The sequence below is a fragment of the Micromonospora palythoicola genome, from assembly GCF_036689795.1.
In the GTDB taxonomy this organism is placed as follows: Bacteria; Actinomycetota; Actinomycetes; order Mycobacteriales; family Micromonosporaceae; genus Micromonospora; species Micromonospora palythoicola.
Genome location: NZ_JBAGKI010000009.1, coordinates 64,460 through 78,753 on the forward strand (window position 1 = coordinate 64,460; position 14,294 = coordinate 78,753).

Annotated in this window: 11 protein-coding genes; 2 read left to right on the top strand and 9 right to left on the bottom strand. The window is 72.6% G+C overall.

What is annotated here, in order from left to right; all coding sequences use genetic code 11:
* Positions 1–23 precede the first annotated feature (23 nt).
* Complete coding sequence (locus V5O40_RS06395; protein WP_164449305.1) at positions 24–596, bottom strand: flavoprotein; 573 nt, start codon at positions 594–596, stop codon at positions 24–26.
* Positions 597–609: 13 nt separating this feature from the next.
* A complete protein-coding gene (locus V5O40_RS06400) occupies positions 610–1,839 on the bottom strand; it encodes a helix-turn-helix domain-containing protein (RefSeq protein WP_332904598.1) in 1,230 nt (409 codons plus the stop codon).
* A gap of 249 nt (positions 1,840–2,088) precedes the next feature.
* On the opposite strand from V5O40_RS06400, the gene V5O40_RS06405 reads away from it, so the two are divergent.
* On the top strand, positions 2,089–2,760 hold the full coding sequence (locus V5O40_RS06405; RefSeq protein WP_332904599.1) for a bifunctional DNA primase/polymerase: 672 nt from the start codon (positions 2,089–2,091) through the stop codon (positions 2,758–2,760).
* A 426-nt stretch (positions 2,761–3,186) separates the two neighbouring features.
* On the opposite strand, the gene V5O40_RS06410 is transcribed toward V5O40_RS06405, so the two are convergent.
* The 5 genes from V5O40_RS06410 to V5O40_RS06430 are packed head-to-tail and all read right to left on the bottom strand — an operon-like array spanning position 3,187 to position 9,224.
* On the bottom strand, positions 3,187–3,909 hold the full coding sequence (locus V5O40_RS06410; RefSeq protein WP_332904638.1) for an FAD:protein FMN transferase: 723 nt from the start codon (positions 3,907–3,909) through the stop codon (positions 3,187–3,189).
* Positions 3,910–3,956: 47 nt separating this feature from the next.
* Entirely contained in the window at positions 3,957–4,583 is a 627-nt protein-coding gene (locus tag V5O40_RS06415) for an FMN-binding protein (RefSeq protein WP_332904600.1), read from the bottom strand.
* The gene (locus V5O40_RS06420; RefSeq protein WP_332904601.1) at positions 4,580–5,995 is read right to left on the bottom strand and encodes a ferredoxin reductase family protein; all 1,416 of its coding nucleotides are present in this window, start codon (positions 5,993–5,995) and stop codon (positions 4,580–4,582) included. The genes V5O40_RS06415 and V5O40_RS06420 overlap by 4 nt, the downstream gene beginning before the upstream one ends.
* Complete coding sequence (locus V5O40_RS06425) at positions 5,992–7,371, bottom strand: DUF1501 domain-containing protein (protein ID WP_332904602.1); 1,380 nt, start codon at positions 7,369–7,371, stop codon at positions 5,992–5,994. Before V5O40_RS06425 ends, V5O40_RS06420 begins: the two co-directional genes overlap by 4 nt.
* A gap of 8 nt (positions 7,372–7,379) precedes the next feature.
* Positions 7,380–9,224: a DUF1800 domain-containing protein gene (locus V5O40_RS06430; RefSeq protein ID WP_332904603.1), complete on the bottom strand. Its 1,845-nt coding sequence runs from the start codon at positions 9,222–9,224 to the stop codon at positions 7,380–7,382.
* A 621-nt stretch (positions 9,225–9,845) separates the two neighbouring features.
* On the opposite strand from V5O40_RS06430, the gene V5O40_RS06435 reads away from it, so the two are divergent.
* Positions 9,846–10,103, top strand: a complete 258-nt coding sequence (locus tag V5O40_RS06435) for a DUF3040 domain-containing protein (RefSeq protein WP_269737629.1) — start codon at positions 9,846–9,848, stop codon at positions 10,101–10,103.
* An 84-nt stretch (positions 10,104–10,187) separates the two neighbouring features.
* Here V5O40_RS06435 and V5O40_RS06440 read toward each other — a convergent pair whose 3' ends face one another.
* Complete coding sequence (locus tag V5O40_RS06440; RefSeq protein WP_332904604.1) at positions 10,188–11,114, bottom strand: SWIM zinc finger family protein; 927 nt, start codon at positions 11,112–11,114, stop codon at positions 10,188–10,190.
* Positions 11,111–14,242, bottom strand: coding sequence for a DEAD/DEAH box helicase (locus V5O40_RS06445; protein WP_332904605.1), 3,132 nt, complete (start codon positions 14,240–14,242; stop codon positions 11,111–11,113). Before V5O40_RS06445 ends, V5O40_RS06440 begins: the two co-directional genes overlap by 4 nt.
* Positions 14,243–14,294 lie beyond the last annotated feature (52 nt).

The window sequence follows — 14,294 nt, forward strand, 5'->3', positions numbered from 1 at the left end:
GCTCGTCAACTGTGGGCTGCCGCTCAACCGGTCCGGCAGAGATGGTCACGCACGGCGGTCAGCGGCAGCGCCCAGGGGAAGGTGTGCTGGTGCCGCTCACCGGTTCCCGGCGGATGCAGCGGGTAGACGTCGTCGCCGAAGAGCACGCTCACTCCCCATTCGGAGAGCCGGGCGAGGCCCGCCCGGAAGGCCGGGTGGGCGGCCATCGCCGCGTTCGTGTACGGCACGGCCACCAGCGGTATCCCCCGGCCCTGTGCCTCCACCAGCAGTCCCAGGGCGAGGGTGTCGGCGATGCCGGCCACCCATTTGTTCACGGTGTTGACCGTGGCCGGGCAGACGATCATGGCGTCGGCGGTGGGCAGCACGTCGGGGTCGCCCGGGTTCTTGTAGTGGGTGCGTACCGGGTGGCCGGTCTGCCGGGCCAGTGCGGTGCGATCGACGAACTTGGCACCGTCGGGCGTGGTGATCACGCACACGTCCCAGCCGTCCTGCTGGGCCAGGTCGACGAGCCGGCCCACGTCTCGGGCCAGTGGCGAGCCACAGGCGATGATGTAGAGCACCTGACGGTGCCCGTCATGGCGGTGCGAACCGGTCATGCCGGCTCCGAGGTCATACTCCTACTCCCATGTGCTCAGCCAACTCCGCGATCGGAGAAGGCGGCGCACCACGTGTGCGACGAAGCACGTCCGACATCACCTCGTGGGCGATCGGGCGGCAGCGGATCTCGGACGGCGCCAGGCGGTCACCGCGCAGCAGCATCTCCCCGGCATTGGCGACATCGCCGATCAGGGCGTAGCCCCGGGCCAGGTCCAGCAGGTGGTGCGCCCGGCGTTCGGGCAGCATCGCGTCGAACTGCGCCGGCTGGATCCGCTGGCGGTGCACCTCGACGGCCCGCCCGCCGTCGCCGAGCTCGACGGCGGCCGCCGCCCGGTGCAGTTCCACGTTCGTCGGCCCGAACGAGGTCCAGTAGTGGTTCTGGTCGCCACCCAGCTCGGCCGCCGCCGCGTGGGCTTCGTCGAGCAGGTCCTCCACGGTGGCGGTGTCGCCGATGCGGGAGGCGGCCATCGCGCCCTGGAGCAGCAGCATCCCGTAGACGGACAGGCGCTCGGGACGACTGTCGTTGCCGCCGCCCGGAGCGAGCTGGTTGGCGATCCGCACGTTCAGCTCCAGCGCCGGCCGGGGTCGACCCATCGCCACCAGCGCGTTGCAGACCCGGGTGGTGGCGACCCCGGCGAGCAGTGGGTCGTCGGCGCGTTGCGCGACGGCGATGGAACGGTCGGCGGCGAGCCAGGAGAGGTCGCACTCGCCCAGCTTGCGCAGCACCGAGGAGGCGAGCTGGTAGACCTGCCCGAGCAGGTGGGCGGCGCGCTGGGCCTGGTCACCGCCGTACGCGGCGTCGGCCGCCTGGGCGTCGCGGAGCAGCTTCGGCAGGGCCCGGGTGAGCATCCCGTAGCGGCCGTACTGGTAGGTCAGCCAGGCGTGGGTCACCGCCTTGCCCATGTCGGCCAGTGGCGGCGGGCTCGGTGCGGCGTCGAAGTACGCGCTTATCGAGTCGTACCGCTCCAGCGCGGCGCGGATCTCCTCGACCTCGAACTGTTCGATGCAGTTGAGCGCATCGGTGCGCCGCTCCGGGTCCTTGCCGAGCAGCAGTTGCACGTCCATCTGGAGGATGTCGGCGATCTCGTAGAGCACGGAGAACTTGTCCAGTCGCCGGACGCCCCGCTCGATCTTGTCGACCCAGCTCTTCGACTTGCCCAACCGGTCGGCGAACACCTGCTGCGACATCTTGCGCCGGCCGCGCCAGTAGGCCACCCGCCGCCCGATGGGTAGCTCGTCCATCTCCCCAGTCCTCCCCTTGCTGGAGCCCTGGCCGGGGCCGGGGGCCGTTCAGTGGGCGCGGCGATCCGTCCGTATCTCAGGTTTCCGCTGGTCGCACAGGAGGTGCGTCAGCCGTCCGGACGAACCTCGTAGTTTTCGTGCAAGTTGCATCGGCCACTTTGTCAAACAGAACGAGGACGGGCTGCGGCAGTGACGGGTCTCGACGTACGAGCTGACGCCGGCCGGGCGCGGCGAGGGGAGATGACACCAATGTGGGGGAATGTCGGACCGCGGGTGGCGCGTCTGTCGCCGTTGGAACGGGTACGACTGCGCCGGGTCGCCGTGCGCTACGCCCTGCACGGGTGGGCGGTGACCCCGGGCGCCTGCCTGGCGCGGAGCCGCTTCGTCTGCGGCCGGGCCGGCTGCCCCACGGTCGGCTGCCACCCGGCCCTGGAGGACTGGGAGCACGCGGCCAGCACCGATCCGGCGCGGGTGGCCACCTGGTGGCGGTCCCGGCCGCACGGCCTGCTGCTGCCCACCGGCCGCTCCTTCGACGTGCTGGAGATCCCCGCCCACCTGGGTCGGCTGGTCCTGGACGCGGTGCGCGTGCACCCGGTCGGCCCGGGGGTACGCGGACCGGTGCTGGTCACCCCGACCGGACGGTGGATGTTCCTGGTCCGCCCGGGCGACCCGTTGCGACCGGAGCTGGAGCACTGCTTCGACGTGGTCCTGCACGGTCGCGGCTCCTGGGTCGCGGCACCACCGACCCGGCTGCCGGAGGGACAGGTCCGCTGGGCGGTCGCGCCGGAGCAGGCCCGGTGGCAGCTACCGGATGCCTACCTGGTGCAGAACACGCTAGTCGAGGCGCTGCGTTCGACCGGCGTGGCGCTCACCCCGGCCCTGGTCCCCGGCCAACTGCCACTGCCCCGCCGGGGCCGCTGAGGCGGATGACCCACGGTGCGACGCGCCGGCAGCGAGACCCGGACGGACCGGCGCTCGTTGAACCCTTCGACGGCGCGCCCGCGCCGGGAGCGGGGATGCGATGTCCACCGGCGACACCAGGCACCACCCGGGCGGAGCAGAGCCGCCCCGGCGACACCGGCCCGGCCACCGCTGGGCGGCCACCCGTCCCCCGGGCGCCCGGCCGGGCCGTCCGCGACCGACCGGGTCCCGCCCGGCCATCACCCACCGCCCGGCCCGCTGGCCCTGACCCGGAACCAGGTCCCCGTCCCGCCACCGGCGCACCTCGCCCGAGCAGTCGGCCCGCGCAGCCGTCTCCGTGGCCGTGGAAAGGGTCTCCGACCGGCGGGTCGGCTGCCGTGACCGCACGGACACCCGGCTGCCGCCCGGCGGAGCAGGTCGGTCCGGCTAGTCGGTGAGCGGCAGGTTGGTGGAGTGCAGGCACCGGGCGTCGTCGGTCACCACCGCGTGCTGGTACCCGGCCAGCCGATCCAGCCAGCCGATCCCGGCCACGCCCATGGCCACGGCGGCGGTGGCGTACGCGTCGGCCAGCCCGAGGTCCGGCCCGACCACCGTCACCGACCGCAGGCCCCGGGCCGGGGTGCCACGGCGCGGATCCCGCACGTGGTGGCCGCGTTCGTAGACACCCGACGTGGCGACCGCGAGGTCCGTCCCGCTGAGCACCAGACAGACCGCCGACGGATTCCAGGGATGCCGCACACCGATCCGCCACGGCAGCCCGGTCGACGAATGCCCCCGGACCCGGACGTCACCCCCGGCGTTGAGGCAGTGGTTGTCGGCACCGGCCGCACGCAACCGGTCCGAGGCCACCTGTACCGCCCAGCCCTTGACGTACCCGGACGGGTCCAGCCCGCCGGTGGCGTACGCGTCGAAGAAGCCGTCGGTGGCGTCCCACAGGTCGGCGCAGCGTTCCAGCACCCGGCGCAGGTCGGCGGACGCCTCGGAGAGCAGCAGCTCGCCCCGGTCGAAGCGGCACACCTCGCTGTCCGGCTGGTACGTGCTGAACCTCGCGTCCACCTCCCGTAGCCAGGCGAACACCTCGTCGGCCAACGTGGCCAGCTCGGTGGCGGGCCGGTCGTCGGCGATGTCCAGACTGACCGGCGTGCCCATGACGTGTTCGACGCGGCGCAGTCCGGGCCGCAGCGAACTCGCGGCGCTCATCGCGCCCGGTCGATCGCAGCCTGCAACGACCGTTGGTAGGACTCGCTTGTCGCGGTCGCCCCGGAGACGGTGTCCAGGTCGGCGCTCTGCCGCTGCACCACGAGTCCCGCGGTGCCGCTGTACCGATCGTCCACCTGGCTGCTGCGTTGGTCGGACTGGGCGGTGCGCTCCGGTAGTTCGAGCGCCTCCGCGTCCACGATCCTGGCACCCTCCAGCGAGATCGCCACCTGCACGTTGCCGAACTCGTTACCGACCACGGGCCCGACGACCCGACGGACCGAGGGTTGCGGGGCGGCGGTGCTGCGTCGTGCCGCCGGTGGCTTCTTCGAGGCGTCGCTCGACGGGCCGGTACGGCCGGCAGGTGGGCTCGCCGTCCTCCGGCCGGGCTCTGCCGACCTGCTGGCGCGCGGTCGCGGAGTGGCCGTCGCGGTCGCCTCGGCCGGTTCGGCGGTCGGCTCGGTTGCCGTCGTCGGCTCCCCGGCGCCGGATGTCGCCGGCGCGGGTACCTCCTGGGCCACCGTGCTGGTGTCCGGTGCCGCCTTGAGCACCACCAGAGCGGTGGTGCTGGCCGCCAGGCCGGTGATTGCGAACAGCGCGCGACGCATGCGGCGGTGCCCTCTCATAGTTCAAAGGTTGCGAGGTGGATCTGTCGGCGTGGCACGCCGACCCGGCGGAGCAGTTGCCGGCTCTGCTCGACCAGTCCGGGCGGGCCGCAGAGATAGACGTCCCGCCGGGTCAGGTCCGGCACCAACCGGCGCAGGCCGTCCGTGGTCATCACCTGCCGGGGTCCGGGATCGTCACGCGAGCCGACCACGTACCAGACCTGGACGCCGCGGGCCTGCGCCAGCCAGTCCAGTTCCCGGTGCAGCATCACGTCGGAGGGCGCCCGCACCCGGTAGATCAACGCGGAACCGGGCGGCAACTCCTCCAGCATGGCCCGCAGCGGGGTGATGCCACTGCCGCCGGCGATCAGCAGCGCCCGCTCGCGGGTGCGGTGCGCCGCGGTGAAGGTGCCCGACGGGCCGACCGCCCAGACCCGGACCCCCGGCTCCAGCTCACGCAGGTCACGGGTGTGCGCACCGACCACCTTGACGGTCAGGCGCAGCCACCGGCCGTTGGCGGCGGCGGACACCGAGAAGGGATGGGACTGCCACCAACAACCCCTGGTCAGGAACCGCCAGCGGAAGAACTGCCCGCCGAGCATCGTCAACCGGTCGAGTCGCTCGCCGGTCAGGTAGATCGACACGGTGTCCGGGTTCTCCGCGACGACGTCGGCCACCCGCAACCGGTGCCGCAGGTTGAACACCAGTGGGGCGATCACCCGGCCGTACAGCAGCGCGACGACCACCAGCAGGTAGAGGCCGATCCATCCGGTACGCACCGGACCGGGGCGGAACAGCTGGGTGCCGTTGCTGAACTGGTGGGCGAAGCCGAGCAGCAGTACCGCGTACGCGGCCAGGTGGGTGGCGTGCCACAGCTCGTAGGGCAGCGCCCGGCGTACCGCCCGGACACCCGTCAGCCCGATCATCACCAGCAGGCCGGCGGCGGCGAACGCCGAGACCATGTCCTGGTAGTCGCGCAGCATCACGCCGGCCTGGCCCAGTGGCGACCGGCCTTCCAGCCGGGCGTAGCCGACGAGGATCAGGGACGTGTGCGCGAGCACCGCGACCAGCAGGGTGGCCCCGATGTCCCGATGCCAGCGGGCGATCCGCTCGCCACCGGCCACCCGCTCCAGCAGCGGCAGCCGGCTCATCATCAACACCTGCACGAGCAGCAGGTACCCGGCGAGCAGGCCGCTGATCTGACCCGCGGCGGTGAGCATCGCGGTGCTGCCGACCAGGGAGCCGGCCGGCGTGTCCGTCCACCAGGGCAGCACGGCGGCGACCAGCCCGAGCAGGAACAGTCCGACCAGCAGCCGCCGGCCGCCGGCACCACGCCGGGGTACGACCGGCAACGGACTGCCGGTGGTGGGCCGACCGCCGGACCGGGAGTGCGCCGCGGTCCGGCGGTCGGAGTAGAGGTCGGGGTGGGTCACGCGTACAGCTTCATCGGGGCGTACTTCATCCGGGGGAAGATCTTGTCCACCTCCGCGTTGGTCAGCCCGAACCGACCCTGCGCCACCGACCCGTAGACGTTGAACATGTTGTTGTACTCGGGTACGTCACCGGAGTCGAGGGTGTCCAGTCCGTTCCAGGCACCGAGCAGCGAGCCGGCGAGCTTGCGCCCGGACAGGATGGTCACCACGCCGCCGTGGCCGTGGTCGGTGCCGCCCCGGTTGGAGGCGACCCGGCGACCGAACTCGCTGGAGATCATCACCGTCACGTCGGCGGCCCGGTCACCGAGGTCGGTGAAGAACGCCGCCAGCGCGGTCGCCAGCTCGTTCAACCGCCGGTACAACTGGCCGCCGTTGGTGGTGCCCTGATTCTCGTGGGTGTCGTAACCGCCCATCCCGACGGTCGCCACCCGTACGTTGGCATCGCCCTTGATCAGTTGGGCGAGTGTCTGGAAGGCGGAGCCGATGCCCCGGTACTCGACGCCCTCGGCCGGCCGGTACGGCTCGGCGGCGAGCTTGCGGGCGGTGGCGAGGGCACCGAGCCCGGCCTGCACCGCGTCCTCCACCGGGTGGTTGATACCGGTGAACAGGCCCTTGATCGCCTTCTCGGTGGCCTCCCGCTGCCGCTCGCTGCCGGCCAGGCGCAACGAGCCGACGTTGTTGAGCGAGAGTGCGCCGTTGTTGCCGACCAGCGACCGGGGCAGGGTGCTACCGATGCCGACGCTGCGGAAGGCGGTGCCCTTGCCGAGCGCGTCGATCAGGCTGTCGAGCCAGCCCCGTCCGCCGGTCTCGCCGGGCAGGCCGCCGAGGTTGCAGGCGTCCGCGGCCTGGAAGTGGCTGCGGGACAGCCGCTCGTCGGAGACACCGGGGACGAAGCCCAGCTGCCCGGACCGCAGCCACGGCTGCAGCGGCGCGAAGGCGCTGGTGAGCTTGAAGCCTCGACCGAGCGCCAGGGAGTCGTTGGGCAGCAGCAGCTCGGGACGGGCCCGATCGAGCACCGGGTCGTTGTCCGGCGCGATCAGGCTCAGGCCGTCCAGGCCACCGTAGAGGAAGACATGGATCAGCGTGCCCGTCTTGGTCGCCGCGAACGACGCCGAGGTGGTCACGAACTGGGCGGTCGCCAGGGCGGTGGCGGTGGCGGCGGCACCGGCGACGAAGGTACGCCGAGTCACCCCACGACCATCCTGTTGAGCTTCCTCCAGTTCCTCCAGCCGTCGGTAGCGGTCGGCCTCGGCGGCGTTCTCGGCGGCCACCACGTCGGCCTCCGCCCGCAGCAGCGCCTCAGCCGGGTTGTCGGCCAGCCGTCGCACGTCGGGGCAGTCGGGGTGCAGGTTGTACGGGTACACAGTCTTCTCCATCGGATGCCTCACCGGAGGTGGTGCTGGGGGGATGCGAGGATCGCCCGCGCGACGGCGGTGATGGCCCCGTTGAACGTCGCGTCGACCTTCGTACCGGCGGAGACCCCGGCCACGCCGAGGATCAGCGCCCGCTCCCGGTCGGTCAGTCGCTGCCGGATCAGCCGTCGGGCCAGTGCGTCGACGTACGCTCCGGCGGTGGCCGGTGGGGTGGCGACCAGCTTCTCCGCCCGGGCGAAGGTGAACACGGTGCGGTTGGCGGCGAGCAGGTCGTGGGCCTCGTTCCAGCCGTTGACCATGGTGCCGACGGAGGTCCACGCGAGGTAGACGTCCGGGTAGCCGTCGGGCGTCGGTTGACCCATCGGGTGGTGACCCAGCTCGCGCAGCTTGTCGTGGATCTGTCGCAGGCCGCGGGCGTACGCGGTCCGCTGGTTGCCGCCGTTGTCGTGGTTGGGCGCGGCCTCGGGTGACACACCGAGCGTGCGGTAGGTGGCCACCAGGTACTCCAGCGGGCGGCGCACCTTCTGGCCCACCGCGGCCCAGAACTCCGACGAGCTGAACAGCGCGAGCAGCACCGGCTTGATCCGGCCCCGGTGTGAGGTGTACGCCTTCGCCAGCCGGTCCACAAGGGACTTTGGTGGGGTGTCCGACACGAACCGGACAGCGAGGTTCTGCGCCACGTACCGGGCGGTCGAGGGGTGCAGCGCGAGATACGTGAGGTAGGCGTCGATCGCCGCCTCGGCCTTCTCCGGATCGGCGGAGTTGTTGGCGTGGGTGAACCCCAGAATCTTCACCTTGCCGACGTAGTGCCGCTCCGGGCGGAACACGTAGCTGCCGTCCTTGATGCCCCGGCCGGTCTGCAACAGGGCCGCCTGGCGGACGTCGGCCTCGGTGTAGCCGCCGTCGACGCCCACCGAGTACAGCTCGAGGTTCTCCCGGGCCAGGTTCTCGTTGACCGCGTCGGCACGGGAGTCGACCTGATTGAGGTAGAGCAGCAGCGCCGGATGCCGGTTGGCGGCCAGGAACATCTCCGGATAGCTGCCGAGCGCGTGCTCACGGATGACGTCCCGGTCGAACGAGTTGCGGTAGACCTCGCCGCCTTCGAAATCGGCGGCCACGTGCAGGAAGTCGTTCCAGAAGTCGACCATCACCTCGAACAGCTGACGGTCGGACCAGATCTGCCGGGCGATCGTGGCGTCCACCATCTCCCGCTCGGGCTGGGCACCACGTTCGTTGAGCTGATCGCGCTGGTCGCGCAACTGCTCCGGGGAGAGCTTGAGCGTGGGCAGCTCGGCGAGCTTCAACTCCGCCTTCGTCGGGGCGATCTTCTCCGGCTCCAGCTGCCAGCGCACCCAGCCGTCGATGCCGCGCTCCTTGATCTCCGCGAGCACCGCGGCGGTGGGACCGAAGGTCAGCCGACGGGCCAGGTGCAGCTCCGGATCCTTGGCGAGCACCGTCTTCACGGTGACCTTGGTCGCCGCCGCGGCGGCGGCCGGACCTGAGAAGGCGCGCCCACCCTTCGGCGCGTTCTTCTTCAGCGCCTCGCCACCCCGGGAGCCCATGTAGCTGTCGTTCTGCTCGGTGTACGTGCGTACCGTGCTCGCCTGCTGTCCGCTCGGGCGGGTGGGGGAACCATCCGTCGGTTTGGCGATTGTGGCGTCGCCGGCGACCGCTGCCTCGTCGCCGAAGAAGGCGCGTACCCGGGGGTTCATCGCGAGCACAGCGCCACCGGCCACGACGGCGGCGCTACCGCCGAGGGTGGCCAACGCTCGACGACGGCCGGACGCACGGCGGGGTTCGTCGGCACCGTCCAGGTCGGGCAGTTCGCCGCCGGGCCGGGCCGGGTCCAGCGGCACGCCGTACCCGTCCGGGCCGATCCACTGCGGTCCGGGGCTCGGGGCCGGCCGCTGGCCCTGGTGAACGTAGGGCTCCGGTCGGTACGGATCGGTTCGTTGGGTCGGATCGCCCTGCCGGGGGTGTGGTTGCGGGTACCGGCGCCCGTCCCATCCGTGATCGTCCTGCCGTCGGTGTGGTGGCACCTGATGGTCGGCCATATACCGTTCCTGTTTTCTAACGTCGACGCACGACCGAGCCTCGGCCTGAGGTGCGGCGACTGATGTCCGAGGGGGTTGCCAGGGGAACGTAGTCACCGGCATCCGACCTAACAAGGCAGCCGTCCACGGCGCTCCCGCGCACTTAAGACGAGTTTCAACGCCGATGCCGGACCGCCGGCTACCGGCCAGTTGGCCACACACGCCGCGAGCAGGGGTATTTCCTCGGCGACAGCGCCCACCAGCGCCGATGCCACGCACGCGGGTACCCCGGGTCCGGTTCGGCGGCTTAGTAAAAATTAAGGTACCGGTAAGGAGCCGTTGTGACAGCTCGCCAGGGGCAAAGTAGCACCAGGAAGAGCGCGTGAGCCCGCTCCGCAGCGGGTATTCCGCCGCACCGTTGCTGAACGCGTGAGGGGAAGGCACATGCTCAGCAAAGAGGATCAACGCAGATTCGAGCAGATCACCCGCCACCTGCGGGAGAGCGATCCGGCGTTCTTCGCCCGGCTCGACAATCGGGCCCGGGGTCGCCACGGCCGCTGGCTGCTGTTGCTGACCGTGGTGCTCTGGGCGGCGCTGCCGGCGACCACCGTACTCGCCGGCCGGCTGGCCGGGGCGATCTTCGCGGTGGTGCTGGTGACGAACGCGGCGCTGATGTGGCGGTTCCGTCAACGTTGGCTGTGAGTGCCGGACCGTGCCGTCCAGGATCGAGCGACCGCACGGCGAGGCGGAAGCCGTTCGGTCCGGGACCGAACTCGACCAGGAGCGCTAGTCGCCGAGCTGGCGGTAGGCGTGACGCAGACGTTCGACGAGTCCCGGTCCACCGATGGCCGGCGCGGGCGCGCCCAGTTGTCGTAACAGCAGATCCGGCCGGGCGGTCAGGCTCGGCGGACGGTCCGGCAGCGGCACGGGCGGCATCCAGAACCGGTCCACCGTCTCGGCCAGCGGCGTGACGGGCAGGTCGGCGAGCGCCCGGAGGGCACCGGCGGCGGGCACGTCGACCTCGTGGAGCCCGGTCCGTCCGCCGCGGGCGTCCGCCGGCACGGCGTCCCGGCCGGTGTCGGCCGGCCCGATGTCCGTCGGCGCCTGGTCCTCGACGCGCAGTCGCCGCAGCCGGGCGAGCAGGTCCGCCCGGCTGCGACCACGCCAGTGCAGCAGGGTGAACGGGTCCGCGTCGAACGCCTCGGCGAGCAGGTAGAAGGTGGCGGCGAGGTGTTTGCAGGGCACCGCGACGTCCGGACACGAACACCGCTGGTCCAGTTCGCCGATCGCCGCCGGAAACAGCGGGGCCTCGGCCGCGATGAACAGTTCCTCCAGTTCGGCCGGTAGGTCACCGGCGAGCAGCCGGGCGCTGAAGAACGCCTGGGCGGCGAGTTCCCGCTCGAGCCGGTCCCACAGCCGGGCCGGAAAGGGCGGCAGCGCGACACTCACCTGGTACGGCTCGGCGCGCGAACCCTGCACCACCGCGGTCACCACGCCCGGCCCGACGTCGAGCCGGAGCACCTGGCCGGCGCGGGCGTACGACCTGCCCCGGGTCAGCCGGGTGCCGAGCGCGAACGATTCCAGCACCTCCAGGAAGCGGCGGGACCACCAGGAGACCCCGATCGCGCCCCGGGTGCTACGGGCCCGCAGGCCGCCGTCGACCCGGCGCGGCGGGCCGTAGTCGGCGAACCTGCCGCCGTCGTCGGCGCTCACTCGGCCACCGCCCCCGCCTCCAGGGCGAACAGGTCACGAAGCTGGGCGGTGGACAGCTCGGTGACCCACTGCTCGCCGGTGCCGACCACCGAGGCGGCCAGGCCACGCTTGTCGGCGATCAGCGCGGCGACCTTCTCCTCCACCGTGCCGGCGCAGACGAACTTGCGGACCTGCACCCGGCGCCGCTGTCCGATTCGGAATGCCCGGTCGGTGGCCTGGTCCTCCACCGCCGGGTTCCACCACCGGTCGACGTGCACCACGTGGTTGGCGGCGGTGAGCGTCAGCCCGGTCCCGCCGGCCTTGAGCGACAGCACGAACAACGCCGGCCCGCCGGCGGACTGGAAGCGGGCCACCATCGCGTCCCGGTCGGCCTTGCCGACCCCGCCGTGCAGGAACAGCACCTCCCGACCGAACCGGGCCGACAGATGCCCGCGCAGCATCCCACCGAACTCCGCGTACTGGGTGAACAACAGGGCCTTCTCCCCCGCCGCCAGGACCTCGTCGAGGATCTCCTCCAACCGGGCCAGCTTGCCCGACCGACCGTCGAGGGGCGAGCCGTCGCGGAGCAACTGCGCGGGATGGTTGCAGACCTGCTTGAGGCGGGTCATGGTGGCCAGCACCAGCCCGCGCCGCTCGATGCCGGTACTGGCTTCGATCCGGGCCAGCATGTCGTCGACGACCGCCCGGTACAACGCCGCCTGCTCCGTGGTCAGGTTGCAGAAGACCTCCATCTCCAGCTTCTCCGGCAGATCCGAGATGATCGACGAGTCGGTCTTGAGCCGACGCAGCACGAACGGGCCGGTGATCCGGCGGAGCCGTTCGGCGGTCTCGGTGTCCCCGTGCCGCTCGATCGGCTCGGCGAACCGTTTGCGGAACGTCGCCGCCGGGCCCAGCAGGCCCGGGTTGGCGAACTGCATGATGGACCACAGGTCCGCCAGCCGGTTCTCCACCGGCGTGCCGGTGACCGCGATGCGGTGCCGGGCGGGCAGTGCGCGGACCGCTTCCGCCTGGCGGGTGGCGGCGTTCTTGATGGCCTGGGCCTCGTCCACCACCAGCCGGTGCCAGTCGACGCCGGCCAGATCCGCGGCGTCCCGGGCGGCCACCGAGTACGTGGTGAGCACCAGGTCCGCGTCGTGCACGGTGGCGGTGAACTCGGCGCCGCGGGCCCGCTGGGCGCCGTGGTGCACGTGTACCCGCTTGTCCGGGGTGAACCGGGCGGCCTCCCGCTGCCAGTTGCCGACCAGCGACATCGGACAGATCAGCAGGGTCGGACCGGCCTGCGGCGGGTCGGCGGCCAACAACGCCAGCAGTTGCACCGTCTTGCCCAGTCCCATGTCGTCGGCGAGCACCCCACCGAGCCCCAGCGACTGGAGGAACGCCAGCCAGGCCAACCCCCGCCGTTGGTACGGCCGCAGCGTGCCCTGGAAGGACGGCGGCTCGTCCAACGGGGCGAGCCGGCGGTCCACGGCACCGGCGAGCAGGTCGCCGAGCGCGCCGTCGGCGCTCACCTCCAGCACCGGCAACGCGTCCGGTTGTTCGGCGTCGGACAGGCCGAGCCGCAGCAGGTCGGCCACGGTCAGCTCGCCGGTGGACCGCAGCAGACGCAGGCCGGCGGCGAGCCGCTTCGGGTCCAGCTCGACCCAGCGCCCCCGCAGCCGTACCAGGGGGGTCTTCAGCTCCGCCAGCCGGGTCAGTTCGTCGGAGGTCAACGGCTCGTCGCCGAGGGCCAGCTCCCAGCGGTAGTCGACCAGGGCGTCCAGTCCCACCCGGTCGTCCGGGCCGCTCACCGCGCCGGGCGCGCTGCGGGAGCGGGCCCGCAGCCGGGCACCGAGCCGCGAGGCGGGGCGCCGCCACCAGGACGGCAGCAGCACCGTGAAGCCCGCGGCGTGCAGCGTCGGCGCGCCCTCGCGCAGGAACCGGTGCGCCCCCTCGGTGTCCAGCTCCAGCCCCTCCGGTCGGGCGGTGCGCAGCGCCTCGTCCAGTTCCGGCCACAGCCGGCTGGCCCGGCCGAGCTCGGCGAGCAGGATCTCCTGTGGATGGTCGCCGGCCACGGTCACACCGTCACCACGCCACACCTGCCCGGCGTCGACGTGCAGCCCCGGCTCGTCGGTGGCGCGCAGTCCGAACTCGATCCGCCACGGGCCGGTGGTGGCGACGACGGCACCGGGGTCGGCCGGCACCACCGTCACCGGTCCGGTCAGCTCGTCGGCCGCCGGCTCGACCAGCCGGAAGCTGGCCCGCACCGTGCCACCGGCGGCGTCGCGCTGCCACTGGTCCAGCTCGCTGCGCAACGTGCGCAGCGCCGCCACCTCGGCGGTGAACCCGCGCCGGGGCCCGGTCAACGCGCCCAGCCAGGCCGCCACGGCACCGTTCGGTCGCGTCCCCCGGGCCAGCGTCATCGGTGGCAGGACGGCGCGTACGGCCGCGTCGGTGAGCGCGTCGAGCGCGTCGGCGACCAGCAGCCCGGGCACCTCCACCGACCCGTCAGACGGGCCGGACCCCCGGGTCGCGGGCAGTTCCGCCTCGACCACGGCTCGGGCGGCGGGGGGCAGGGCCAACGCCAGTGACCGGGCCCAGGCGGCGTCCGTGCCGGTCAGCAACGGCCGCCACACCGCCCGGGCGGAGCCCTCGGCGGCCGAGGGCTGGTCGGCGGCCGGGGCCGGATCGGCGAGGCTGGGCAGGACCCGGCCGCGCGTGGCCAGGTCGGTGGCGAAGTCGGCCAGCTCGGCGAGGTGGCGCAGGCTCGCGCCGGGGGCGGCGGCCAGCTTCTCGACGGTACGCAGCAACGACAGCGCGGCGTCAGGGGCGTACGCCAGCACCGGGACCTGCCACCCGGCGAGGGTGACCGGACCGCGCACCGGTGCCAGCTCGGTGGTGCGGACCAGTTCCGGCGAGTCCAGCGGCGAGCCGGCGCGGGTGGGCAGGCGCAGCAGCGCCGTGCCGAGGTCGTCCGGTTCGGCGGCGTCGGCCAGCAGCGCGACGAGTGCGCCGGGCCCGGCGGCGAACGGGTGGGGGCGGGCCCGTGGTGCCCGGCCGGGGCGGCGCGGGGCCTCCGGTGGCAGGGTGCTGTCCTCGGCCCAGACTGCGAGCCCCCGCCCGGGCAGCCACATCCCATGGACGACCAGCACGCACTCCCCCTCGGACCGGACGGGCCCGCGCTACCGCGGCGGCGACCCGGGG